This window comes from Bacillus cereus group sp. MYBK216-1, from assembly GCF_051916495.1.
GTDB classification, from domain to species: domain Bacteria; phylum Bacillota; class Bacilli; order Bacillales; family Bacillaceae_G; genus Bacillus_A; species Bacillus_A thuringiensis_K.
Genome location: NZ_JBQAGT010000005.1, coordinates 555303 through 581897 on the forward strand (window position 1 = coordinate 555303; position 26595 = coordinate 581897).

Genomic DNA, 26595 nt, shown 5'->3' on the forward strand with positions numbered 1-26595 from the left:
GTGAGGTCTCTTTTTTATATACCACAATTTTATGTAATACATTATGCCCCTACCTGCTGATCTGTACATATATTTAAAACGAATTGATGCTTTTCGAGCTTTTCATTTACTTTATCCAATAATTCTTGCTGGATTTCTTTAAATAAAAATTGGTAGCTCGCATTCCATGTTGGTATAACAGATGAAAGGTCTAATAAATACTCTTTTTTCTTTTCTAGTTCTTGAATTGTTAAAAAAGTGTTCCCCATTCTTGGCATGTGTCGTCCCCCTATGTTTTTTTCTATATATGTGTGAACGATTCTATATTATTAATTATCGCATTTTTTGAGAAGGATTTCCAATTTTGTTTTATGATGTTAACGGATAAATGTAATTTGAATAAAAAAAGGAGACCAAATTTGGTCTCCTTTTAGAAGGCGATTCTGAACGAGCCGCTTCCGCTTTTAGTTATCCAGCTCCAGCGGCTAAAATGTTCGGTGGCTTCGCTTCTTCCGCCGAGGCCAAAAGCGCCTCTATGTCAGAAGCTCCATCCTCCTCACATTTTGAACGAGCCGCTTCTGCTTTTAGTTATCCAGCTCCAGCGGCTAAAACAGTCGGCCATTTCGCACCTTCCTGCGAGGCAAAAAGCGCCTCTTCGTCAGGAGCTCCAATGACCTCCTGTTCTGAACGAGCCGCTTCTGCTTTTAATTAAAATACTTGTTCTACTTCAATAACGCCTGGTACTTCTTCAAGTAATGCGCGTTCGATACCAGCTTTTAGTGTGATTGTAGAACTTGGGCAGCTTCCGCATGCACCCATAAGGCGTAATTTTACGATACCTTCTTCAATGTCTACTAATTCAACGTCTCCGCCATCGCGAAGTAAGAATGGACGTAATTTATCTAATACTTCTAGTACTTGTTCTTGCATATGTGGGTTTTCCATTTTTATCGACTCCTTTCATCAGTTTTATTATAATCAAGATAGAGGGGAAAATCTATTTTTTCTGTTCTTGTTTTAATGTTGAAATTTTTTATCATGTTTACAACGTGTTTTTTCAGTATAGGGGTATGGAATAAGTTTGTAAAATGATGTGCTTATGTAATAAGACATCTGAATATACTGTTGAAACAAGAAGTGGGGGAGAAGAAATGGTTAATGTGCAAGTGTATGGGACGAAAGTAATTTGTGCGAGCTGCGTTGGAATGCCATCTTCAACAGAAACGTTTGAGTGGTTACAAGCGGCGATTGGTCGTAAATATGAAGGACAAGAAAATAAATTTAATTTCGAGTATATTGATTTTCAAGAAGAACAAGAAGATGAAGATAAGAGAGCATTCGCTGAGCGCGTAGTGGAGGAAGATCTATTTTATCCGGTCGTTCTTGTAAATGGAGAAATTGTTGGAGAAGGAAATCCTCGTTTGAAGGATGTTTACGAAGAAATCGAGAAATATTTATAAAGCAGGAAGCCTTTGCGAATTTGCAAAGGCTCTTTTTTATTGGAGGGATAGATGTGAAAAATGGAGTGAAGCATGCGTTACCAACGGAAGTACGACAGTTAATGGAGCAGTACACAGTAGAATTAAAAGAAATTTTTTTAGATGAAAAAATAGTCGGCGTATATATTTACGGGTCCATCGCACTAGGCGCATTTCATAAGGAAACGAGCGATGTTGATTTTGTTACAGTGATAAATGATTCCGTGAATGAAGCTGAAAAACAGCAGCTTGTGGAACTACATGAGAAACTTAGTGATAATACGCTAGGTAAAAGAATGGACGGTATGTATATTCCGCTTGCTGATTTAGGGAAATACAATGATGAAATAAACGAGTATGTGTATTGTGCAGATGGTAAAGCTAATGTTGGTCATTGGGACATTAATGCGGTCACATGGTGGACGTTGAAAAATCAAGGCATTACAGTTACCGGAAAAGAAGCAGAAGATCTTCCGCTGCAAATACAATGGAGTGATGTAGTAAATACGATGAAATATAACGTAGAACAGTACTGGAGTGAAAAGGCGAAGAAGCCATATTTATTTTTTATAGAAGAGTGGGTAGAATCAGCTGTCGTTACGATGGGACGTATTTTATATACACTAGATCATAAAACAATCGTTTCAAAAGATAGAGGATTGCAATACTTGTCAGAACGTTCATCGGAAGAATGGGAGCTTTTATTAAAAGAAGTAGAGCGAATACGACACAATCCAAAAGAAAAGCGAATGCTCTCAAGGTGGAGAAGGGCAGATATGACGAAGAGGTACTTACTGCATTTAATTGAAACATGTAAAGAGAAATGGTAGGGAAAAAACCGATGATACAGTAAATTGTATCGTCGGTTTTTGTGTTGGAAATGGTATATAATGGTTTAAAAGGTTTAATTATACTGGAGGGGATAAGATGAATACAGAATTAGCTACATATGAAAAAAAGAATGTAGTAATGAGTATGCGCGAAGTAATTAGCATGATAATAATTATTTTTGGAGTAATGTATGGAATTGGTTTTTTAAACATTATATATGACTCTTCCTTATATCCATGGTATGTAGATCATCTTATTCCGCCTTTAACATTTCTTACTATTATTTATATATATTCACCAGCAAGAAATCACTGTGTACAGTTAGTAAAATCAATACAGTTCAATAATTTTAAACATTATGTAACGATAGTAATGACGATGATCGTACTGCTTATATATCTTGCAATATTAAATTTAGTTTTACCACATGGGCTTCGTGTGGATGAACCTAATATAGTAATAGAGCCTACTAAAAATGAAATCATTTTATACGTAGTTGTACTCACGATTTTTGCACCGATTTGGGAAGAACTTTTATTTCGTGGGATATTTTTCACGAAATTATCTCAGCGCTTCTCTATACTTAGTAGTGCCGTTATAAGTGCTTCTATATTTACTTTAGGGCATCCCCTTACAGTAGGGAGCGTTTTATATATTTTGGGTGGCGGTATATGCTTAGCTTATACGTATAAGAAAACAAATAATTTACTCGTCCCATGGGGGATTCATTTATTAAATAACGCATTTTTTATATTAGTAAATTTTCAACTGTAAAAAGACGCCTTTTGAAAAGGGCGTCTTTCGTATTTGGTATTAGGTAGAAAAGGCTTTACAAGTATTATGTAGAGGAAAGATAATAGAAAAAATATGTGTATGGGGGAAGTTGATGAGTAAATATAAATTACATATAAGTAAAGAACAACTATGGAAAGGTTGCATCTTAAAGTCGATTGCAGATGCAATTTTTGCAGCACATGCTCCTGATTTCTCACATGAGAATTCATGGGATGGATGTAACTATAGTATGCAAGATAGTCAAGGCGGAAGAGGAACAATTACGTTTCATCCGGATTATACGATCGTATGTCTTCAAGATGTGAATAGTGAAAGAATTGATGAGTGGATTGATGCGGCAAATTATTTTGAAGGGGCACCTTCGGAAGTAATAGACATTGCGAAAGAAGAAGCTCTTCAATACGTATTAGAAGAATTAGAAGGCGAAACAGTGCCTTTCATTACAGCAGCATTTTGGATTGAGGAGAGCGGTGCATATTCAATTGATTCATTTGAAGAGATAGAAGAGCATGGCGGATCCTTATTAGAAATCCCGCTACTTAATCTGCACTCAGCAATGGAAAGATTAGAAGAAGAATATGAGCTGACAGAAGAGCAAATAGAGCTTTTACAACTCGTGTATGAGAGAAAAATCAAAAATCCAAATGAGGAAATTATGTTGTCTAAAGAAGAAGTAGCGATGATTGGAACGGATGATGACGGAGGACTGGAAGTATGTAAGGACTCATTTGAAGAAATGAATATTACTTGGGAGTTGTAGGAGAGGATATAAAAATGGGATAAATGACTAGTAGAAATGCAATGTGAAGTTATATTGCTTCTTCTATTAGTTTTTTATATAGGACTGATGTTTGCAGCAAATCGAAAATGATAGCAAAATAATACGAAATATGGATAGTTTCATGTGAAACATTTTTAGTATTAAATATATATAAAGTTTAACTTAGTGTATTAAACATATCATTCATAAGTATTTTAATATATTTAAAAGGAAAATGAAATAATTAATGAATAATTGTCGGAATATATTCGATTTCCGTTCATTTTTATAAAATATGTGTACTTTTTGTTAGATTCCTTCATTTTGTACATATACAATAAATGTATATAGAAATAAGAAAAGGATGATGTACGTGAAGGACACTGTTTTACAAGAAACAATTTCTCAGCAAGAATTACATAAAGTTGTTCAAAAAAATACAGCTTATTATGATTTTAAGTGGGGTAAAGTAGAAAATCCTGCGCAAGGGAATACATGGAATTGGGTAGCCTTTTTCTTCCCAACCTTTTGGTTAGCTTATCGTAAAATGTATAAGTTATTTATTATATTTGCGTTATTGGCTATACCTAGTATAGTTATACCCCCTTTTATAGATATTCCAGATGGGATTTATGTAACATTTAGTTTAGCTCTTCAATTAGGAATGATGATATTTACTGGATGGCAAGGAAACCGTTTATATTATAAGCATGCTGTTCGTGTTTTTCGTAAGGGAGAAGATGCGTCTGATCATGAGAAGGCGTATTTCTTACAATCAAAGGGCGGCGTTAGTGTAGCTGGTATGATTGGTTTACAGATTATAGTCGGGATTGTGTTTGGTTTAGCTGCGTTCGGGCTGTCCTTTTTACCAACTGAGCCGAATATTAAAAACGTTGTTCGTTCAAGTGATGAAGGGGTTACTTTAGAAATTATGACAGATAACCCAACTTGGAAGTTTGTGAAGAAAGAAAAAGAGTATGACGTAGTAGAGTTTACTGGTTATGATTATACAGAGAAGAAAAACGTGAAAATAAAATTTGCTGTTTATTTCGATGAAGATTATTTCGAGTGGCAAGAGGTATACGAGAATAATAAGAAGTTAAGTGAAGAAGAGTTAGAAGAGTATCAATTTTATATTGAAGAAAATAGTTGGAGTTTCTAGAGCGAAACTCGTTCATTTTGGAAAGAAGGACCTTGTGAAGGTTCTTCTTTTTTTATTGGAAACACCATACAAATTGAAATTTTGTAAAATACAATAAAAAATGAGAATTTGAGGTAGGCTTGTCAATAACGTGAGACTATGGCACTATAAAGAAATGCTATACAAATTTTATTTATCGAGATGTAAACATCAATTTTGATTTTTACGTATAAATAATGAACGGAGGAAATGAATTTATGGCTACTTTACCAAATTGTCCAAAATGTAATTCAGAATATACGTATGAGGATGGCGTTCTTTTCGTATGTCCTGAGTGTGCTCATGAGTGGGGCCAAGAAGCAGAAGCTGAAAATAATGATGGTGCAAAAGTTGTAAAAGATGCGAACGGAAACGTTCTTCAAGACGGCGATGCTGTTACTGTTATTAAAGATTTAAAAGTAAAAGGAACTTCTTCAGTTGTGAAGATCGGTACGAAAGTAAAGAGTATCCGTCTAGTTGATGGCGATCACGATATTGATTGCAAAATCGACGGTTTCGGAGCTATGAAGTTAAAATCACAATTCGTTAAGAAGGCGTAATAAAAAAGAGGAGGCGGGTAGCCTCCTCTTTTTTATTGTCATTTTTTTTCGGTAAGTCGATATGATTTCATTTACGATGAACAGAGCATGATTTACCGAGCAAGAAGTATCATTTACCGCGCACTATAGTCAACCTCTTTCAACTGACATCGCTTATTAAAGAACGTTTTATATCCAAGCTGTAAAAAGATAATGACAGCAAAGGCAGTACTTCCAGAAATACCGAGTATGATGGCAATTTGATATTGAATAGCTGTGAACGGTGATACACCAGATAAGATTTGTCCTGTCATCATGCCTGGTAGGCTTATAATCCCCATTCCGACCATAGAATTGATTGTAGGTAAAATGGCAGAGTCAAAAGCGTCGCGTATGAGCGGAGCAGCAGCTTCTTTCGGTGTTGCGCCCAGCATAAGTGCACCTTCAATTTGACCTCTTTGCGATTTCATATTGTTTAAGAACGTATTTGCACCGAGAGAAACACCAGTCATGGCATTCCCAACTAACATTCCTGTAATAGGGACGATATATTGCGGAGCATACCAAGGGTCATGACCGATAATAACAAAGATAAATAGTAGAAGTGGCCCAATTGATCCGGCGACCATGGAAAGGGCGGCTACTCGTTTTAATTCTTTAGACATTGGGATGCTAACTCGTTTATAAATATTAAAAATTGCAAAGGTAGTAATAGAAGTAATGAGAGCAATTGTATAAAATGGATTACTATTTTCAAATACGTATGTAAGGACATATGCAACAAGTACGAGTTGGATGGTCATACGGAATGTTGCGAGCGCGATTTGTTTTTCGCGAGGTATCCCTTTTAATTTCACAATCCCGATTAAAATAAGAATGAAAATATAGGCAGCCGCAAGTTGCCAAATTTGGAGTTCAATAACGCCCTTCAACAGAGAGCACTTCCTTTCTAGTTGCACCGTTTGCCTTACTAATTTCAATAATGTCGTCTGCAATTTCTTCTGGAAGTTGTTGCGAGTGTGTGATGAAGATAACTGTTTTTTTCTTTTTTCGTGCTAGTTCAGTAAATTGTTTCATTACGCGTCGTTCTGTATCACTGTCTAATGCTGAAGTAGGTTCATCTAATAAATAGACAGGTGGATCCATAAGTACAATACGAGCAAAGGCAAGCCTTTGTTTTTCACCGCCGGATAATGAGGAAGCGCTATCTTCTAATTGCTTGTCTAAACTAATGGTTTTTAGTGCACTCCGCAGGGCATCATCATTTGGAAATGGTTTTTCAGAAAGACGAAGTCCCATTAATAGGTTGTCTTTAACGGTTCCATCAAAAATAGGTGGAGTTTGCCCAAGCATAACTACGTCACGACGTAATTGAATAGGTGGATAATTAGAAATTAACTTTCCGTTATATTCAATTGTACCGGATGTTGGAGATTGTAAATCGTTTAACATCCGAAGCAATGTACTTTTTCCGCTTCCGCTTTCACCGATAATGCAAGTAATCTTTTCTTTTTGAATCCGTAAATAAGGAATGTGTAGTATATCTTTATATATAACGTCTTTTAATATAAACATAAATCGCTCCTTTCTGATTCTAGTTATATCGTATCAAAAAAGAGGGGGAAATGGTTATAACGAACAACGTTTTTTCTTCATCTTGAGTTTTATTAATAAGTTAAGTAAACGATCTAATTCTTGGCTGAAAGAAATCACTTTATCATGAGTGAATCCGTATTGTTCAACGAGATAGATTAACTCTTTCTTTTTCGCTTCTATTCGATTGTTTAGTTTCGATAAGTTCATAAGTTGAATGTAATGCCTCCTACAAAAGTATTTATCACATAAAAAATAAGACCGAATGAATTCGGTCTTAAAGGAAATAATAAGACAACTTACAAATAGCATACACTTTTTATCAATAGTTTTTAATATGAAAATGAAAAATAAATCATTATACATATTGAAAAAGATGTGTCTGATAATTATATGTTAACTCATAAAAGAGGCTGCCTACTTAGTAGACAGCCTGTAAAGTATTAACCTTTATGATATTTGTACATCCAAAGAAGACCAGATTTTAATAATCTCGGTACACGTCCCATTAATGGTTGGTTTGCTAGTAAACCAAAGCCGTGCTTCTTACCGAGAGAACCGAGAACACCTTTTAATTTAATTACAGGTAGTTCGTCAGGAAGTGCTTCATTATTCCAACGTTTTAATAATATTTGGACAATTTGTTCTCCTTGACCTTCAGCAAGTTGGGCAGATGGTGCATGTGGAAGTGCTGCGCAATCTCCTACAACGTAAACATGATCGTTATTTGGAATATTATGATATTTAGTTAAGACAACCCGTCCGCTACCATCTTGTTCAACTGGAAGGTTTCGAACAACTTCATTCGCTTGAATACCAGCTGTCCAGACGATTGCATCACATTCAAGTGGTTCATCGTGGTTGTACACAATATTTGGTTCTACTTTTGTAATGTTAGAGTTTCGTATAATGTTAACTTTATGCTTTACAAACCATTCTTCTACGTATCTACTTAATTTCTCTGGATATGGGAATAAAATTCTATCTTTTCGATCAAATAAGTAGATTTTTAAATCAGAACGGCTTTCCCGAAGTTCACTTGCTACTTCAACACCACTTAAGCCAGCACCAACGACAGCTACTGTTGCATTTGGTTCTAGACTATTTAATTGTTCATATGTCTTACGTGTTTGTTCAATTGATTGTAGACTATGTGTATATTCCCTAGCCCCAGGAACGTTATGATATTTATCTTCACAGCCAAGTCCGATAATTAAATCATCATATTGGATCGCTTCGCCGCCATCGAGATGAACAGCTTTTTCTTCGAGGTCAATATTTGTTACTGTGCCGTATTGAATATTGAGGCGTGGGTGTTCAGGAAACGGTATACGAATATGCGTTTCTGAAATAGTACCCGCAACTAATGCATAATATTCAGTTTTGAAGCAATGGTATGGTACTTTGTCGATTAATGTCACTTGTACATCATCTGGAAGTTGGTTGCTTGGAAGTAGCCTTTGCAGAATTCTCATTCCACCGTAGCCGCCACCTAGTATTACGAGGTGTTTCATGATGGATTACCCCTTTTCTGTTGAAATATCCCCTAATCATAAAATTTTATATTAATAAAATATTTTGACTTTACTCAATCAAATTATATCGAATTTGTGAACAAATAACAATGCATGAATGAATACTCTGTTGTACAATAAGAAGAAAAGTAAAGTAAACTGTTTTTCCTTTGTAGTTACTATTTCATTAGAAGTAGCATGTTATATAGAAGAAGTCATCTACTTTGAAGTGAAGTAATGAAGTAACTAAATAGTTTAGACTGTGTAACGAAAACAACAAGAAACAGCTTAGTTTTCTTCTTATAGATAAAGTCAGAAGGTAATTTGTTTTGTAGTACAGGGGGGAGAATTTTGATTAAACCATTAATTGAATTTTGTGTAGGTAACCTTGCAAGTGGTTCGCAAGCAGCTCTAGAAAAATTAGAAAAAGATCCGAATTTAGATGTAATGGAGTATGGTTGTTTAGGATATTGTGGTATTTGTTTTGAGGGACCGTTTGCACTTGTAAATGGTGAAGTTGTACAAGGTGCAACAGTAGAAGAGCTTGTTAATAATGTATATGAGTATTTGGATGAAAATCCAATGTTTTAAGGTGTTGCGAATCAGCAGCACCTTTTTCATTAGATAAAACTTTATTTCGTGGGGAAGGCTAATACTGATTATTAGCCTTCCCCAATCGAAAATAGTGGGATAAATAAAAAAAGGCCCTTTTTAGAAGGGCTTTTTTCTTACACAAATTGTGTAAGAGTGGCTCATCGCCAAACGTTGTCAAATATGAGAAACGGGGGACATTCATATTGTGTTCTAAAAGCATGCATTTTATACTTAACATAACAAATTATTTTTGGAGTGAATATAAATGAGCCAATTTTCTTTTACAAAAATGCATGGTCTTGGCAATAGTTATATATATGTAAATATGTTTGAAGAGCAAATTTCTGAAGAAGATTTAGCCCTTGTGGCGGAAAAGGTTTCAAATATTAATACTGGTATTGGAGCAGATGGGATGATTTTAATTTGCCCTTCAGACGTAGCTCCGGTGAAAATGCGTATGTTTAATAATGATGGTTCTGAAGGAAAGAGCTGTGGTAACGGTTTACGCTGCGTAGCGAAATATGCGTATGAGCATAAACTAGTAGAAGAAACAGTTTTCACAATTGAAACGTTAGCTGGCATTGTAACGGCGGAAGTAACAGTAGAAGAAGGGAAAGTTACATTAGCGAAAATCGATATGGGGGCACCGCGTCTAACACGTGCAGAAATACCGATGCTTGGTGAAGATGAAACACCATTTATTCGTGAAAACTTCTTATATAATAATCATCGTTATGCATTTACAGCTGTTTCAATGGGAAATCCGCATGCGATTATTTTTGTTGATGATGTAGAAAAAGCACCTCTTACAACACTTGGACCCGTCCTTGAGACACATGAAATGTTTCCAGAGCGAGTAAATGTTGAGTTTATCGAAATTTTGAATGATGAAGAGATGAACTTCCGCGTTTGGGAACGTGGATCTGGTGTAACGCAAGCTTGCGGAACAGGGGCGTGTGCTGCAGTTGTAGCTGCTATTTTGAATGGAAAGATGGAACGTGGTAAGGAAATTACAGTTCATTTAGCTGGCGGCGATTTAATGATTGCGTGGACTGAAGAGGGAAGCGTGTTGATGAAAGGACCTGCGGAAGTAATTTGTCGCGGAGTGTATGAGTACAAGATAGAAGCGTAAAGATGTATAATGGACTAAGAACAGAAAGGAAGGTGTATTTCATGATTGAAGTAACAGAACAAGCAGCTTTTCAAATTAAAGATATGTTAAAAGATGCTGAAGATGGAGAGAAGTACGTGCGCCTTGCTGTCCACGGCGGCGGATGTAGCGGTCTTTCTTACGGCTTAGGATTTGAAGTAGAACCAAAAGAAGACGACACAGTTCTTGAGTTTTTCGGTGTTGAATTTGTTATCGATACAGAAAGTGCTCCAATTGTTAAAGGAGTAAAAATTGACTATAAACAATCTATGCTTGGCGGTGGATTCACAATCGACAATCCAAACGCAATCGCATCATGCGGATGTGGATCATCTTTCCGTACAGCATCGAATGCTGGTAAGCCAGAAGAGTGCTAAGTTTTTAGCAGAAATAGAGAAAGACCTTTTTAGCGATAGAATAAAATCGTTAGAAAGGTCTTTTCTTTTTGTGTTAAAACAGAAAATGCATGTAAAGTTACTTTAGATTTTAATTTAAATGTTATTATATATAGTATATATAATTTATACTGTGAATTCGAGATTCATATTATTCGTTTTAAGATAAGATTATGTAGACAAAATGTAAATAATTAGCAAAAATATACTATTTATTAGTTATATTTAATGTTAATATTTGTAACGAAGATGATTGGGAATTATGTTCGAAATAGTTGTAAATGCATCGGTTATTACTAATAGGTAGATTTATGCAGCACGATTGGTTCAACTAATAATCAGTGAGGATGAAGACCCCCCCCACTGATTAAAGTTTCACTTTATACAAAAAAGGTGCATAAGGGAGAAGGTTATAGCCAATTGTATAGAACTGAATAGTTCCGTATTAATTAAAATACGTTGATTACTAGATATTAAAAATACCGGGGGGATTAGAGTGAAGTCATTTAAGAAAGTACTTATAGTAGGGATGGCGTTGATTACAGTATCGATTTTGGGAGCTTGTTCTAGCGATACAGACGTATTAACAAAAGTAGGAGCAAAGCAACCAGCGAAGGCGGAAGGTGAAGTACTAAAAGATCAGAAGAAAACACCTATGACTACGAGCAAACGTGAAAGTATTAAAAATGAGGATGCACCATCATCACAAAAGCGTTATATTTCTCATGATGAATCTCAAAAGATTGAGGAAGGTATGACGTATACGGATATTCTTAATACGATTGACTATGGTGGTGAGAACATAAAACATTATAATAACCATGAAAAACGCGTATTTTATACTGAAAAAGATACGGATGGTACATATGAAATTATGGTTGAATTAAATACATATGGTTATGTTGTAAATATTGAACGTACTGCTATAAAGAATAAAGATAAAGATACAGATACAGATAAAGAGAATCAGGTATTTACGAAACGTAGTGAAGAGCCTGTAAAGGAATATGAAGAAAAAAACGATCGTGTACCGTGGTATAAAGATGTAAATAACAATTCGGTAGCAGTAAGTTACAATCACTATTTGAAAATCAAAAAAGGTATGGCCGCGAATCAAGTAAAAGCTGCAATTGGACAGCCACATGTGATTGAGAAATATAAATCATATTCAGTATATGACTATACTGGTTATGGTGGAGAAGGATCATTACGTGTAATCTTTGAACCGAATGGAACTGTTACGGATGTAGTGGAAAACGGTTTACCACGATAATAAATTAGTTACGGGAAGAATTGTAGTAAAGTTGTCTTTGATTTTATAAAGTTTTTGGGAGCATCTCCGAATATAGGTGAAAAAATAATTCTCTTAGCCATGTTAACTACATATTAGTATTTACCGAAGGTTCTTCCAAATTCAATAGCGTTATTGTGGATGTTGTTGTCGTATTATTTTTGTTGATATATACCGCAGTAGGGCAGCAATTGTAACTGGACGTAAAAGGACGCGGAGGAGTAGCAGCTTCCTTTTGAAAGAAGGAGGAAAATATGATGGAGGATATTCTTGAATTTATAGGGAGATACGTGATTAAACCTATTATTAGTTTAATAAGATATTTTGTAATAGAGATTATAATTGAGGGCATAATAGAAGGCGTAATAAACGGTATAAGGAAATTACGTGATAAGTGGCGAAATTGGCGTGAAAGACGTTATTGGCGGTAGTGTAGCTGATGAGCGTGCGAAACAAAAACGTTATACAGAAGCTTAATGGAATGACAATTTCTAAAGTGAAGAAATAATTATTATCTTACAAAAGTGTAATGTTCATGTCATGTTTTTGAATTTCTTCTTTAAAGTTTAGGCTTTAAGATAAGAATATAAGAAAAAACACATGAGGTGAAGGAAATGAAAAGATATATTGCACTTTTTAGTATTTTAGTTGTATTTGCAAGCCTATTAGTTGGCTGTGATTTAAATCGTATGGGTAAAGACGAGTATTACGTTCAAATTACAGTAGATGGAAAAGAATATAATGGTAAAGCTGATAACGGTGAGCCGTATAAAGATTACGAATATAAGCTGACTGGCTTTGATAAAGATGGTAAAGAGAAAGAATTAGAATTCACAGCTCAAAAAAACTTACGTAAAGATGCATTCTTACGCGTATACCACTCAGATAAAAAAGGTGTAACAGCTTGGGAAGAAGTGAAAAAAGACGAGCTTCCAGCGAAAGTGAAAGAAAAACTAAGTGTGAAATAAGACAGATAAAAAGGAATTGACGAACAGGGTCAATTCCTTTTTTTGTTTTCAAATTCTTCTTCTGAAATGACTGTAAATCCGTGTCTTTTAAATAAAGCAGTTGTCACTCCGAAACCAGTTTGCTTATTACCGTTAAATTCTCCAGTATAAATCGTAGAACTACCACAAGATGGACTGCGTTCTTTTAAAATAATATATTCTGGGTGTAAATTTTTGATTTGTTCTAATGCTTTATAAGCACCGTTTACGAAAGCTGCTGTGACATCTTCACCATCTTTTGTCATTACCTTTGCTTTTCCGTCTAAAACGTCATCGCCATTCCCGCCAATAATTTCGGCTGAGGGACGAGGTGTTGGTAATCCCCCTAATACTTCAGGACAAATGAGGACTGTATCTTCTTGTTGCAGAAGCTCCTCTATTTTTGAAAAGAGATTGTCATTTCCATCATACCGGCAAGCAATCCCACCTAAACAAGCGCTAATTACGATCATATTTTCATCTCCAATAAAAAATATTTAATGTCACGCCAATTTCTCTTCCTGCCTCTTATTTATAAGTGAGGTGATAAAAATGGGAAGTTTATATAACTTAATGAAACCATACAGTGAATTTCGAAGTAAAGAAGAGTTTAATACATATCAAAAGCAAGTTTTGAAATATTATCGATTTCAATTAAATAAAACGGATGCTACCATCATTCATTTTTTAGGAAAATATGCGGTAAATGAGAAACAAAAAACAGTAGGGGTCGCTTGTCCATTAATGGAGACGATTGCGACGAATGTTGGAAAGAGTATTCGTACAGTACGCCGGTCAATTGCAAAGTTAGAGGAACTAGGAATTATAAAGCGTGTTGCAACAAAAGAGAGACATAAGCGCGGCGGGTATAGTGCGAACCTATATGTATTTCTTATATCTGCGATTGACCGCATGGATGACCGTATGAAAATGTCCGCTTGTAAAAGTGAGGATAATGCAACTGGCTGTAGTAAAAATGAGCAAAAAAGCGCTGGGGAAACAATTCTTTCTAAAAACATTCCACAAATAAAAGAGAAAAGAAAAGGAACGTACGAGCTTGATGAGACGTATTGCCGTCATGATATACCGAAGCCTTTTATATACGCACTGGTGCCGATGACGAGTAATCCGAAGAAAATTAATATATTTTGGAGTAAGGTCGAGCTTGCATATAAAAAGAGCGGGTTACTAGAACAAGGTGTTTTACTGGAGCAAATATTAGCTGATGAAGAAGTGTACGGAAATTTCATTTGGCGAGTAAAGAGTGTTGTGAGAGCTTATAAATACGGAGAAATCCGTAAAAATGTGAAGGCTCTTTTATATAGTACAGTGCGGGATCTATTTTTAGAGGTTGGATTAGAATGGGGAGCAGCATTAAGGAGAAGTAAGGGAATAACACTATTTGATCCATTCAAAAAAGAGCCATGTGTATAATACATGACTCTAATTAGCTAATCGAACTTCCTTACAACTGGAACACGAATCGCTACAAATAGTACGAAGACAATAACAGCTATTGCACCACTTTTCATAACGGTTACGATTGGAATTCCTATTGCAAGTGCAATGGATGTGAATGCATAAGAGAGCGGGATAAAGCCCATTGATGATAGCATAAGTAAACTCATTACGCGTCCCATCATTTCTTCTTTTACTGTCGATTGAATCATCGCCATAAGCGGAACGATAGCCATTGCGATTGTAATACCGTAAAACATGCCGGCTAATAGTGCTTGCCAAAGTACGGTACTAAAGTTGATGGCTAAGAAGAAGACACCAGACAATAGCATCATGATAATACAAAATAGACCGCGTCTACGATTAATATTTCTTAAACCGACAATGACAGCACCGATTGCCATTCCGCCGCCTACAGATGCTTCTAAGTAACTAAACTGGAGCGAATCACCATGCAGCACATTTTTAACAAAAAGCGGGAAACCAACTTGCATCGGGCCGATTAAAAATAAGTTTAAAAAAGCGCTACAAATAAGGAAAGTTGAAAGGAATGGCGATTCCTTTACATATAAGATTCCTTCTTTAATGGAAGTGAACATACCTTTATCTGTATCTTTTTGTTCTGGCATCGTAAATTGTATTTTTTGAACGAGTATGGCCGCGACAATCAGTAATAAAATCGTAATGGAAAATATTGTCTCATAATTCGTAAATTTAATGAGAATTCCGCCAAGTACAGGGCCTAAGATGACCGATGCTTGGTTCGTCATTTGTGTAAGTGAATTCGCTTGTGTTAACCGGCTTTTTTCTACCAATTCCGGTAAGATAGATCCATCTGCTGACCAGAAGAAAGCATCAGCAAGTCCAAAGAATAAAGCGAATAAAGCAAATGTATATAGCGTTACATCACCGACAATGAACCATGTGAGAATGGTTGCGACAAGAATCGCTCGAATGATATTGGAGTAAAACATAATGTTTTTTTTCGGGAATTTATCAGCTACAGCGCCGCCGACAATCATAAAAATAAGCCTTGGAACACTAAGGGCTACGAAAACAACACCGAGTGAAGCTTCAAGGTTTAATGTTTTTGCTATGTACCACGTTTGTGAAAAAGTAAAAAAGGCTAAAGCAAAGCTTGAAAAAAGAGTAGCTGCCCAAAGAAAAAGGAAATTCGTATTTTTTAATAACGGTTTTCCGCTTCCTTCTAAAGCAGTTTTATTTTGTTGTAGTTCCTCCATATTGCTTCCTTTCTATGTGACAAATTTAAACTAAAAAACCAGTAAACGCCCAATTGGTAAGGGCTAATACTCAATGGGAGATACCCACAGCTGAGTATAGTTTCACTTTATACAGTTTCTAATATTTCTATACTGCACTTTCTCATTGTAGACAATAATAATGGATTTGCCCAGTAGCTATTTAACGACAAAAAAAGATGCCGAATGGGCATCTTTTTTTAGGCTAACGCAATATAAATATCCAGTTGTGCCTGATTTGGGTCTAATGCTCTTTCGTCGTAAAGCTCAAAGTCTGTTGTGAAGGCACGTTTATTTTCTTTCGACCATTGCCAAATATATTCCCAAGCTTCACAAACGACTTCAGCAACTGGTCCCTTTCTTGTTGTAAATACCGCATATGTAGCGGTAGGTATTGTTAAAGTTGTCATATTTTCAGGAACGTCTTTTAGTGAAGAAACTGGCATACCGATTGTAAATGTATATGTACCAGTTTCATCTGACTCGTAGTTGGAATAGAAAGCAAATGTTTCTTTCGTTTGTTGATTTGGGATGTGATGCATCATTTGTTCTTGAAAGTATCGGTTCCAAAGTTGTGGAATGTTTCCTTCAGTAGATGCCTCTTTTTCATTAGTCGTTGTAACCGAAACGCCGATTGCGTGGAAAGCTTCTTTTTTTACGATAATGGGTTCGTGTAGCATAAAAAATTCCTCCTTTTAAATAAGAACATTTGTTCTCGTTTAATATAACATATTTTTACATGTAACGGTTGTGATTTTTAGAAAATTTCAATCATAAAAAACAAACTGAAAATAACTAAAAAATGGTAAAATTTCTATTGTATGTATAAATAGGATAATGAGTATGTTAAAATTTTTAAGTATCCTTTAACTGTTATATAAACCTATACAGCACGGTGTTTTTACTATATTAAAAATATGGTAAAGGTTTGTATAAGTGTCCGATATATATGCTATTTTTGATAAATTAAAATAGTAATATTCTATGAGATTTATATTGTTGACATTGGGATTTCAACGATACATTTTCGTAGGTCGGATTGTTGCGAGTGGATATATATTGCTATGTATTCGGCTACTAAATGAAAGGATTACTGAAATTAAGTAGACGGATAGCAAGTATATAGAAAGGAGAAAGGTAGAAAATATGAAACAAGTATTGAAGTGTTTTAATGTCGTAACAATGATCACACTTCTTCTATCCATCATATTGCCTTCGCCCAGTGCTTTTGCTACAGAGATAAATAAAAAAAGCTGGGATGAGTTACAAGGAAATGATGTGAAAATTAAGGCAGAGCAAGTGAATGCTGAAATGTATAAGGGAGAAGTAGCGGAGAGGGAGCACGTATTTCAATATAAGATTGAAAATACGGGAGATACACCAATCCGAGAATTAGTAATTAATCAAAATAATGACAATGGAATTGAGTTTCTTTCGCAATCTGTGAAAGTAAACGGAGAGAAGTTACTTGAAAATAAGGTAGCGGATTTCTATGTAGAGGAAAAAGATAATGGAGGAAAGGTTCTTTCTTCTAATCTTAAAATTCAAGATTTAAAATCACATGAAAAAATGAATGTATTAATAAAAGCTCGTCGTGCGCAACATTTTAATAAAGAGTATAAGCAAAAAATTAGTGTGCAAAAGGATCAACTACAAATAGGAAACATGTCTGTAGATGTTGAAGGGCTTCCTTCTGAAGAGAAGTTAGAAGCTAATACCGATGATGAGGCTGACAGTAGTAAGAAAGCTATCGGATCAACAACTGATTCAAAAACTAAAGAAGTGGATGGAAAATTAAAAGTATCTGTAGAAGATAAAAATATATCTACACAAAAAACAGAAATAGAGAAGGTAAAACAACCTGAAGCTGAAAAGCAACTAGAAAAAGAGGAAAAGCAATCACCTCTAACAATAAAGCAGAAGGATGCAGAAGTACAAGCTGCATCAGAAAATGCTTCGAAGGTTCAAATCCAAACAGGAGATAAACAAGGATTTGGAGACCCGCTGTATTCTACAATTGCTCCTGGTAATTTAGTACAGACTGGTAATGTGACCCTTGGTTTGACAACTGATCATTATGGCAGACAAAGTATGGGTTATAAAACGAATAAAATGACTGTGGACGTTGATAACGATGATAGTACTTTTAATTCGTCAACAGGTGCATTTCCTAACATTCCTGCTGGAAGTAAAGTGAAAAAGGCGTATTTGTTTTGGACAGCTGCAATGGGAAATGTAACTAGTACAAATGTTAATCAAAGAGTTAGTGATAATGATGTACGACAACCAGTCAAAATGAAAATGGGAAATAAAGAATATGCAGAGGTACGTGCTGATAGCATACGAAAAGCTGATTATCTACCCTATATTTCTAATTACTCAGGTAGTGGTGCAGGATATGTTGCGTATGCAGATGTAACAAATGTAATTGCACAGCAAGGTATTTCTCAAACGTTGACAGTTGCGAATGTGCCACAAATTAAAGATGTAACAGGTGGCGGCTATTACTGGGGTAACTGGAACCTCATATTAGTTTATGAAAACTATAAAGAAACAGTAAAAGATATGAAAATTTGGGAAGGGTTAGTTTCTCAAAAAAGTACAGCTTGGACGGATATTAGTGTTAATAAAATAAACACACCAAAAGAAGGTGCTTTTAAAGCAAAATTTAGTTATTTTTCATCGCAAGGTGATCCAGCTGATAATGATGGATATGCCTATGATTATGGAGAATATGATTTTGGGTTAGGGTATCAAAAGTTTAAAAATATTAAAGGTAAAGATAATGATGTTAATGACTCATCTATGACAGAAGTACAAGTAGATGGCACTAACGAGTTTGTTACAAAAAAATATCCAGGATATAAACCAGCTTGGACAAATTCATTCAGTACTGACATTCATACGTATCATCTTGAAGGACCGACTCAAGTAAAGAATGGTTTGAAAGAAGGGAAAATGCGTTTTAGAGCATATGGTGGTACTGGTGATATTTACGTATTAAATAACGCCACATTTGTTACAGAACATAATGCTCCAAACTTACAAGTTGATAAAAAGGCATTAGATAGTACCGGTAAAGAAGTTAAGGAAATTAAAGCCGGTGAAGAGTTTACGTATCAAATTGAAGTGAAAAATGATACGAAAAATAATCAAGCGCCGGTATCGAATGTAAAAGGTTTTGATAAATTAGATGATCGTTTAGAGTATGTTCCGGGATCTATACAATATATTTCTGGAAGTAATAAAGGAAATAAAACAGATGATGCAAGCGATGATGAAGCGGAGTTTGTAAATAATCAAATTGATTTCCGTGTTGGTGAAGGTGCTAATGCTAAAGACGGCGGTGTTTTAAAGCCGGGGGAAAGTGCCGTTATTACATTCAAAGTAAAAGTGAAACATTCTGTACAATCAGATACAACAGTAAAAAATATCGTTGTTGTAAAGGGACAAGATAGTGCCGAGATAAAGTATGAAACTGAGGACGATGCAGATATTACGGTTACGACTCCAAAAGAGATCCCTGGAGAAATAGAAGCTAAAAAAATAGCATCTAATAAAACACCGAAGTTAGGTGATGAAGTAGAGTATCGTATTACCTTTAAAAATACGGTAAAAGATGGACGTCTAGATGTATTGACGATTGAAGACGAATTACCAAGTAGTCTTGAATACGTAAAAGATAGTTTGAAAGCAGAAGGTGCAAAACCAGAGCCAGTAGAGCTGAAGTTTGAAAATGGCAAAGTAATGGCAAAGTATCCAGAAATTATGGGTATGGAAGAAAGAAGTATCGTCTTTAAAACAAAAGTAAAAGAAACTGCAAAAATTGGTGAAGAAATTGTTAATAAAGCAACCGTTAGTGATAAAACAAATCCACCAAAGAATCTAGAAGAGAAGATTACACCACAGCATAAGGCTGGTAAAATTGTCGCAAAGAAAAAAGCGACAAATAAGAAGCCGAAGCTAGGAGAAGAATTTGAATATCAAATTAGCTTTAAAAATACGGTGGAAAACGGAAAACTAGATGCAGTTACAATAGAAGATGAAATTCCAGTTAACTTAGAATTTGTTCAAGGCAGTGAGAGAGCTGAAGGTACTGAACCAAATCCAGTAGAGTTAAAAGTAGAAAATGGTAAGGTAATCGCAAAATATCCAGAGATTACGGATACAAAAGAGCGAAGCATTGCCTTTAAAGTGAAAGTAAAAGAAGAGGCAAAAGCGGGAGAAACGATCGTTAATAAAGCGGTTGTGAGTGAGCCAAATGGACAGTCTGAGCATCCAGAAGAAAAGATTACGCCGGATTATAAATACGGTAAAGTGGATGTAGAAAAAAACGTAACGAATCAAACACCAAAACTAGGAGAAGAAGTGGAATACAGAATTACATTTTATAATACGGTAGAAAACGGAAAACTAGAAACGGTGCTAGTAGAAGATACACTACCTAAAGGTGTTGAATATGTGAAAGATAGTTTGAAAGCAGAAGGTATAAAACCAGAGCCAGTAGAACTAAAAGTGGAAGACGGCAAAGTAATGGCAAAGTATCCAGAAATTACGGATACAGAAAAAAGAAGTATTGTCTTTAAAGTGAAAGTAAAAGATTCGGCAAAAGTAGGGGAGGCAATTGTAAATAAAGCAATTGCAAAAGATCCGAAAAATGAGCCTGTTGAATCGAAGGTTGTTATTACACCGCAAAGTAAAAAAGGTGAAGTTGCTGCTACAAAGGTAGTTAATAATAAGAAACCGAAGCTAGGTGAAGAAATCGAGTACCGCATTAGTTTTCATAATACGGTTGAGAACGGAAAACTAGAAACGGTGCGAGTGGAAGATACAATTCCAAAAGGTCTTGAATATGTAGAAAATAGCATCAAGGCTGAAGGAGAAGCACCTGGACCAGTAGAATTAGCTGTTGAAAATGGGATAGTCAAAGCTAAGTATATCGATATTATGGATATGAAAGAAAGAAGTATCGTCTTTAAAGTAAAGGTAAAGGAAGAAGTAAGAGTAGATAAAGAGATTGTCAATAAAGCAATTGTTGATGATACGAAAAATCCACCGATTGAGCCGGAGGAAAGAATTACTCCGCAACATAAGGATGGAATAATTGATTCGAAGAAGACAGTAGATAATCCATCACCAAAACTAGGAGAAGAAGTAGAATACCGAATTAGCTTTAAGAATACGGTAGAAAACGGAAAACTAGAAAAGGTAATAATAGAGGATACAATTCCTAACGGTTTAGAGTATGTAAAAGGCAGTGAAAAGGCTGAAGGTGATAAACCAGCTCCATTAAAGTTAAGTGTGAAAGATGGAAAAGTTATTGCTGAATACGAAAATATTACGGATACGAAAGAAAGAAGTATTGTCTTTAAGGTAAAGGTGAAGGAAGAAGCGGAAGTGGGTAAGGAAATCATCAATAAGGCAATTGTTGATGATATGAAACATCCGAAAGAACCAGAAGCAAAAATTACACCATTACACAAAGATGGAAAAATTAAAGCGAAGAAAAGCGTAAATAATGAAACACCTAAGTTAGGAGAAGAAGTAGAATACCGAATTAGTATGAAAAATACGGTAAAGAACGGAAAGCTAACAGACGTGACAATAGAGGATACTTTACCAGAAGGTTTAGAGTATGTAGAAAATAGTTTGAAAGCAGAAGGTGCCGGAACAGATTCAGTAGAGCTGAAATTTGAAAATGGTAAGGTAATAGCAAAATATCCAGAAATTATGGATACAGAAGAAAGAAGTATCATTTTTAAAGTGAAAGTAAAAGAAGAAGTAAAAGTCGGTAAAAAAATCATTAATAAAGCAACTATTGATGATTCGCAAAACAAGCCAGTTAATCCGACAGCGGAAATTATTCCTCAGTATCAAGATGGAAAACTTGAAGCGAAAAAGACGGTAAATAATGAAACGCCGAAGTTAGGAGAAGAAGTGGAATACCGAATCAGCTTTAAAAATACGGTAGAACATGGAAAGCTAACAGAGGTAAAAATAGAAGATGATTTACCAAATGGATTAGAGTATGTGAAAGATAGTTTAAAAGCAGAAGGTTCTAAGCCAGATCCAGTGGAATTGAAATTTGAAAACGGTAAGGTAATGGCAAAGTATCCTGAGATTACAGATACAAAAGAGAGAAGTATTACCTTTAAAGTGAAAGTAAAAGGTAAAGTGAGCGATTCAATTGTTAATGAAGCGATTGTGAGCGATACGAAAAATCCGCCAGAAACACCGACAGCAGAAATTATTCCACAACATAAAGACGGAAAAATCAAAGCGAAGAAGACGGTAAATAATGAAACGCCGAAGTTAGGAGAAGAAGTAGAATACCGAATTAGCTTTAAAAATACGGTAGAAGACGGAAAACTAGCAGAGGTGAAAATAGAAGATACTTTACCAGAAGGTTTAGAGTATGTAACCAGAAGGTTTAGAGTATGTAGAAAATAGTGTAAAAGCAGAAGGTTCTAAGCCAGATCCAGTAGAATTGAAAGTGGAAAATGGTAAGGTAATGGCGAAGTATTCAGAGATTACGGATATAGAAGAAAGAAGTATCACTTTTAAAGTGAAAGTAAAAGATGAAGTGAAAGTCGGTAAAAAAATCGTCAATAAAGCAATTATTGATGATACGAAAAATCCGCCAGAAACACCGACGGCAGAAATTACTCCGCAGCATAAAGACGGAAAAGTGGAAGCGAAGAAAACGGTAAATAATGAAACGCCGAAGTTAGGAGAAGAAGTGGAATACCGAATTAGCTTTAAAAATACGGTAGAAAACGGAAAGCTAGCAGAGGTGAAAATAGAAGACGATTTACCAAATGGATTAGAGTATGTGAAAGATAGTGTAAAAGCAGAAGGTTCTAAGCCAGATCCGGTAGAACTGAAAGTGAAAGATGGAAAAGTAATCGCAAAATATCCAGAAATTACGGATACAGAAGAAAGAAGTATCGTCTTTAAAGCGAAAGTAAAAGAAGAATTTAAAGTTGGTGAAGGTATTGTCAATAAAGTAGTTGTTGATGATACAAAAGATCCAACAACTTCAGAAGTAACAATTACGCCAGAATATAAAGACGGTAAGCTTAAAGCAGAGAAATTTGTAAACAATAAAAAACCGAAATTAGGAGAAGAAATAGAATACCGAATTAGTTTTAAAAATACGGTAGAAAACGGAAAACTAGTAGAGGTTAAAGTAGAAGATGAAATTCCAGCTGGATTAGAGTATGTAGAGAACAGTTTACAAGCAGAAGGATCTAAACCTAGTCCGGTAGAATTGAAATTTGAAAACGGTAAGGTAATGGCAAAGTATCTAGGAATTACGGATACAAAAGAAAGAAGTATTATCTTTAAAGTGAAAGTAAAAGAAGAGGCAGAAATAGGCAAGGAGATTGTTAATAAAGCAATCGTAGTAGATACAAAAAATGAGCCAGAAGAGCCTTATGTGGAAATTACTCCGCAATATAAAGATGGTAAAATTGCTGCGCAGAAAGTGGCCAATAATCATAAACCGAAACTAGGAGAAGAAGTAGAATACCGAATTAGTTTTAAAAATACGGTAGAAAACGGAAAACTAGCAGAGGTAAATATAAAGGATGCATTACCAAATGGTTTAGAGTATGTGGAAGGCAGTATCACGGCAGAAGGGTCTAAACCGAAACCAGCAGAGCTACATGTGAAAAATAATAAGATAATGGCAAAATATCCAGCTATTACAGATACAGAGGAAAGAACCATTGTCTTTAAAGCGAAGGTAAAAGAAAGCGCAAAAGTGGGAGAAGAAATCGTAAATGAGGCAATTGTAGATGATACAAAGAATCTGCCAGAAGAGCCTTATGTACCGATTACACCACAATATAAAGATGGGAAAATTGAGACAAGAAAAGAAGTAAGTAACCATGAACCGAAGTTAGGTGAGGAAATCGAATATCGAATTATTTTTAATAATACGGTGAAAGATGGAAAGCTAGCAGAGGTGAAGATAGAAGATGAAATTCCAGCTGGATTAGAGTATGTAGAGAACAGTTTACAAGCAGAAGGATCTAAGCCTAGTCCGGTAGAATTGAAATTTGAAAACGGCAAGGTAATGGCAAAGTATCTAGAAATTGCGGATACAAAAGAAAGAAGTATTGTCTTTAAAGTAAAGGTGAAAGACTCGGTTACAATAGGGAAGGACATTACAAATAAAGCGATTATTCATGTGGATGATCCGAACCATCCTATAATTGAACCAACCGCAAAAATTACACCGCAACATAAAGACGGTAAAATTGCTGCTCATAAAAAGGTGAATAATCATAAACCGAAGCTAGGGGAAGAAATCGAATACCGCATTTCATTTAATAATACGGTGAAAGATGGAAAACTGGCAGAGGTTAAAATTGAGGATGAAATTCCGTCTGGTTTAGAGTATGTGAAAGATAGTCTAAAAGCAGACGGTGATAAGCCAGCCCCAGTAGAGTTGAAAGAAGAAGCTGGTAAGGTTAGTGCGAAGTATGAAAATATCACTGACATGAAAGAAAGAAGCATTATCTTTAAAGTGAAGGTGAAAGATTCCGTTGAAGTGGACAAAGCAATTGTAAATAAAGCAATTGTTGATGATACAAAAAATCCACCAGAGCGACCGGAAGTAGATATTACACCGCAGCATAAAGCTGGTAAATTTAAAGCTAATAAAAAGGTAAGTAAAAAAGATCCAAAGCTAGGAGAAGAAGTAGAGTACCGAATTAGTTTTAAAAATACGGTAGAAAATGGAAAACTAGCAGAAGTGAAAATTGAGGATCAACTACCAAATGGATTAGAGTATGTGAAGGATAGTTTAAAAGCAGAAGGTAATGAGCCAGCGCCAGTAGAGTTAAAAGAAGAAGCTGGGAAAATTATCGCGAAGTATGAGAATATCACTGATACAGCTGAGCGTAGTATTATCTTTAAAGTGAAAGTAACGGAAGTAGCAAAAGTCGGTAAGAAACTCGTGAATACGGCAGTTGTGGATGATGATAATCCGAAGAATCCTCCGCAAAAACCAGAAGCGATTATTACACCGGAGTATAAGAATGGAAAAATAAAAGCTGAGAAAACAGTAAATAACCCAGCTCCAAAATTAGGAGAAGAAGTAGAGTATCGAATTACGTTCCGTAACGTAGTTGAGCACGGAAAATTAGCGAAGGTGAAAATTAAGGATGAATTACCAAACAGTTTAGAGTTTGTAGAAGGTAGCGAAAGAGCTGAGGGGGATAATCCAAAACCGTTGCATGTAAAAGTGAAAAACGGCATAGTACTCGCAGAATATCCAGAAATTACGGATACGAAAGAAAGAAGTATCGTCTTTAAAGCGAAAGTGAAAGAAAAGGCTAAAATTGGCGAAGCGATTGTGAATACGGCGGTTGTGGAAGATACTATAAATCCACCAGAGAAACCGAATGTCGCGATACAGCCTCAACATAAAGAGGGTGTATTACAAGCTGAAAAGACAGTGAGTAACCATGAACCGAAGTTAGGAGAAGAAGTAGAATATCGAATTAGTTTTGAAAATACGGTAGAAAACGGCAAACTAACTGAGGTAAAAGTAGAGGACGAAATTCCAGCTGGTTTAGAATACGTACAGGATAGTATAAAGTCTGATGGGCCGGAACCAAATCCAGTAGAACTTAAAGTTGAGAATGGAAAAGTAACAGCAAAGTATCCAGAAATTACGGATACGAAAAAAAGAAGTATCATCTTTAAAGCGAAAGTAAAAGAAACGGTACAAGTAGGAAAAGAAATTATAAACAAGGCGGTTGTGGATGATAATAATCCAACCAATCCACCAGTTGATCCACTTATACCAATTACACCGCAATATAAAGATGGGAAACTAGAGGCAAGGAAAGAAGTAAGCAATCATGAACCAAAGCTAGGGGAAGAAATCGAATATCGAATTACTTTTAACGGCACGGTAGATGGCGGGAAGTTAGTTGATGTAAAGATTGAAGATAAAATTCCGTCTGGTTTAGAGTATGTGAAAGATAGTCTGGAGGCCGTAGGTGATAAGCCTGTACCAACAGAACTTAAAGTCGAGAATGGAAAAGTAACAGCGAAGTATCCAGAAATTATGGATACGAAAGAAAGAAGTGTCATCTTTAAAGTAAAGGTAAAAGAAACAGCAAAAGTTGGAGGAGAAATAACAAATAAAGCGATCATTCAAGTAGATGATCCAAATCATCCAGTTATGGAACCGACAGCGACAATAAAGCCAGAATATAAAGATGGTAAGTTAAAAGCAGCGAAGACAGTAAGTAATAAAGAACCGAAGCTAGGAGAAGAAATCGAATATCGAATTAGCTTTGAAAATACAGTAGAAAATGGAAAAATAGCTGAGGTAAAGGTAGAAGATGAAATTCCAGCCGGTTTAGAGTATGTGCAAGATAGCATTAGATTTGAAGGGGCTGAACCAAATCCAGTAGAGTTAAAAATGGAATTTGGAAAAGTAATAGCGAAGTATCTAGAAATTACAGATACGAAAGAACGTAGTATTATTTTTAAAGTGAAGGTAAAAGCAGCACCAAGTAAAGGGATAACAAATAGAGCGGTAGTGGACGATAAAATAAAACCACCACTTGAGCCTACAGTTACAATTTTACCGAAAACAAAAGAAGATTTTAAGATACCAGAAGAACCGAAGGAACCAGAAGTGAAGCCGGAAGAGCCGAAAGAACCGAAGGAACCAGAAGTGAAGCCGGAAGAGCCGAAAGAACCGAAGGAACCAGAAGTGAAGCCGGAAGAGCCGAAAGAACCGAAGGAACCAGAAGTGAAGCCGGAAG

21 protein-coding genes and 3 pseudogenes are annotated in these 26595 nt (G+C 35.6%); 15 read left to right on the forward strand and 9 right to left on the reverse strand.

Annotation, left to right across the window (positions count from 1 at the left end; translation table 11 throughout):
* Window positions 1-41 precede the first annotated feature (41 nt).
* Window positions 42-257, reverse strand: a complete 216-nt coding sequence (locus ACTFRH_RS21015; protein ID WP_001137786.1) for a hypothetical protein — start codon at window positions 255-257, stop codon at window positions 42-44.
* Between the two features lie 430 nt (window positions 258-687).
* Window positions 688-924 (reverse strand): NifU family protein, encoded by a 237-nt coding sequence (locus tag ACTFRH_RS21020; protein ID WP_000431159.1) that lies wholly within the window; start codon window positions 922-924, stop codon window positions 688-690.
* 206 nt (window positions 925-1130) lie between these two features.
* Between ACTFRH_RS21020 and ACTFRH_RS21025 the strand changes: the two genes are divergently transcribed.
* The 6 genes from ACTFRH_RS21025 to phnA all read left to right on the forward strand — a co-directional run bounded on the left by ACTFRH_RS21025 (window position 1131) and on the right by phnA (window position 5583).
* Window positions 1131-1439 (forward strand): YuzD family protein, encoded by a 309-nt coding sequence (locus ACTFRH_RS21025; protein ID WP_000248593.1) that lies wholly within the window; start codon window positions 1131-1133, stop codon window positions 1437-1439.
* A 53-nt stretch (window positions 1440-1492) separates the two neighbouring features.
* Window positions 1493-2287: a nucleotidyltransferase domain-containing protein gene (locus ACTFRH_RS21030; RefSeq protein WP_000788490.1), complete on the forward strand. Its 795-nt coding sequence runs from the start codon at window positions 1493-1495 to the stop codon at window positions 2285-2287.
* 97 nt (window positions 2288-2384) lie between these two features.
* Window positions 2385-3062, forward strand: a complete 678-nt coding sequence (locus tag ACTFRH_RS21035) for a CPBP family intramembrane glutamic endopeptidase (protein ID WP_001091023.1) — start codon at window positions 2385-2387, stop codon at window positions 3060-3062.
* Window positions 3063-3174: 112 nt separating this feature from the next.
* On the forward strand, window positions 3175-3843 hold the full coding sequence (locus tag ACTFRH_RS21040; RefSeq protein ID WP_000049715.1) for a hypothetical protein: 669 nt from the start codon (window positions 3175-3177) through the stop codon (window positions 3841-3843).
* A 364-nt stretch (window positions 3844-4207) separates the two neighbouring features.
* Window positions 4208-5005, forward strand: a complete 798-nt coding sequence (locus tag ACTFRH_RS21045) for a DUF2628 domain-containing protein (protein ID WP_003303348.1) — start codon at window positions 4208-4210, stop codon at window positions 5003-5005.
* Between the two features lie 236 nt (window positions 5006-5241).
* Complete coding sequence (phnA, locus tag ACTFRH_RS21050) at window positions 5242-5583, forward strand: alkylphosphonate utilization operon protein PhnA (protein WP_000212737.1); 342 nt, start codon at window positions 5242-5244, stop codon at window positions 5581-5583.
* A gap of 113 nt (window positions 5584-5696) precedes the next feature.
* Here the strand turns inward: phnA and ACTFRH_RS21055 are convergent, their stop codons facing one another.
* From ACTFRH_RS21055 to ACTFRH_RS21070, 4 genes are all read right to left on the reverse strand, one after another.
* Window positions 5697-6494 (reverse strand): ABC transporter permease, encoded by a 798-nt coding sequence (locus ACTFRH_RS21055; RefSeq protein ID WP_000679238.1) that lies wholly within the window; start codon window positions 6492-6494, stop codon window positions 5697-5699.
* A complete protein-coding gene (locus tag ACTFRH_RS21060; RefSeq protein WP_000470269.1) occupies window positions 6478-7137 on the reverse strand; it encodes an ABC transporter ATP-binding protein in 660 nt (219 codons plus the stop codon). Before ACTFRH_RS21060 ends, ACTFRH_RS21055 begins: the two co-directional genes overlap by 17 nt.
* 54 nt (window positions 7138-7191) lie before the next feature.
* Window positions 7192-7365, reverse strand: a complete 174-nt coding sequence (locus tag ACTFRH_RS21065; protein WP_001054086.1) for an aspartyl-phosphate phosphatase Spo0E family protein — start codon at window positions 7363-7365, stop codon at window positions 7192-7194.
* Between the two features lie 233 nt (window positions 7366-7598).
* Window positions 7599-8669, reverse strand: a complete 1071-nt coding sequence (locus ACTFRH_RS21070; protein WP_000682076.1) for an NAD(P)/FAD-dependent oxidoreductase — start codon at window positions 8667-8669, stop codon at window positions 7599-7601.
* A 351-nt stretch (window positions 8670-9020) separates the two neighbouring features.
* On the opposite strand from ACTFRH_RS21070, the gene ACTFRH_RS21075 reads away from it, so the two are divergent.
* The 7 genes and pseudogenes from ACTFRH_RS21075 (at window position 9021) to ACTFRH_RS21105 (ending at window position 13067) form a co-directional block, all read left to right on the forward strand.
* A complete protein-coding gene (locus tag ACTFRH_RS21075; protein WP_000595026.1) occupies window positions 9021-9260 on the forward strand; it encodes a YuzB family protein in 240 nt (79 codons plus the stop codon).
* Window positions 9261-9528: 268 nt separating this feature from the next.
* Window positions 9529-10395: a diaminopimelate epimerase gene (gene dapF / locus ACTFRH_RS21080; protein WP_000077413.1), complete on the forward strand. Its 867-nt coding sequence runs from the start codon at window positions 9529-9531 to the stop codon at window positions 10393-10395.
* 41 nt (window positions 10396-10436) lie between these two features.
* Window positions 10437-10790: a HesB/IscA family protein gene (locus ACTFRH_RS21085; RefSeq protein WP_000573825.1), complete on the forward strand. Its 354-nt coding sequence runs from the start codon at window positions 10437-10439 to the stop codon at window positions 10788-10790.
* Window positions 10791-11304: 514 nt separating this feature from the next.
* Complete coding sequence (locus ACTFRH_RS21090; RefSeq protein WP_000834574.1) at window positions 11305-12081, forward strand: hypothetical protein; 777 nt, start codon at window positions 11305-11307, stop codon at window positions 12079-12081.
* A gap of 99 nt (window positions 12082-12180) precedes the next feature.
* Window positions 12181-12373: pseudogene (locus tag ACTFRH_RS21095) on the forward strand (hypothetical protein).
* A 128-nt stretch (window positions 12374-12501) separates the two neighbouring features.
* A pseudogene (locus tag ACTFRH_RS21100) lies at window positions 12502-12570 on the forward strand (methyltransferase); the annotation flags it as partial.
* A 143-nt stretch (window positions 12571-12713) separates the two neighbouring features.
* The gene (locus ACTFRH_RS21105) at window positions 12714-13067 is read left to right on the forward strand and encodes a YxeA family protein (RefSeq protein ID WP_000833153.1); all 354 of its coding nucleotides are present in this window, start codon (window positions 12714-12716) and stop codon (window positions 13065-13067) included.
* A 29-nt stretch (window positions 13068-13096) separates the two neighbouring features.
* Here the strand turns inward: ACTFRH_RS21105 and ACTFRH_RS21110 are convergent, their stop codons facing one another.
* Window positions 13097-13558, reverse strand: a complete 462-nt coding sequence (locus tag ACTFRH_RS21110; protein ID WP_000635464.1) for a DUF523 domain-containing protein — start codon at window positions 13556-13558, stop codon at window positions 13097-13099.
* Window positions 13559-13637: 79 nt separating this feature from the next.
* Here ACTFRH_RS21110 and ACTFRH_RS21115 point away from each other — a divergent pair, with 79 nt between their 5' ends.
* Window positions 13638-14519: a helix-turn-helix domain-containing protein gene (locus ACTFRH_RS21115; RefSeq protein WP_000535277.1), complete on the forward strand. Its 882-nt coding sequence runs from the start codon at window positions 13638-13640 to the stop codon at window positions 14517-14519.
* 17 nt (window positions 14520-14536) lie between these two features.
* Here ACTFRH_RS21115 and ACTFRH_RS21120 read toward each other — a convergent pair whose 3' ends face one another.
* Both ACTFRH_RS21120 and ACTFRH_RS21125 read right to left on the reverse strand, forming a co-directional pair.
* Window positions 14537-15784, reverse strand: coding sequence for an MFS transporter (locus ACTFRH_RS21120; RefSeq protein WP_000391945.1), 1248 nt, complete (start codon window positions 15782-15784; stop codon window positions 14537-14539).
* A 218-nt stretch (window positions 15785-16002) separates the two neighbouring features.
* On the reverse strand, window positions 16003-16482 hold the full coding sequence (locus tag ACTFRH_RS21125) for a GyrI-like domain-containing protein (protein WP_000902161.1): 480 nt from the start codon (window positions 16480-16482) through the stop codon (window positions 16003-16005).
* Between the two features lie 466 nt (window positions 16483-16948).
* Here ACTFRH_RS21125 and ACTFRH_RS21130 point away from each other — a divergent pair.
* Window positions 16949-26595, forward strand: a pseudogene (locus ACTFRH_RS21130) (isopeptide-forming domain-containing fimbrial protein); the annotation flags it as partial.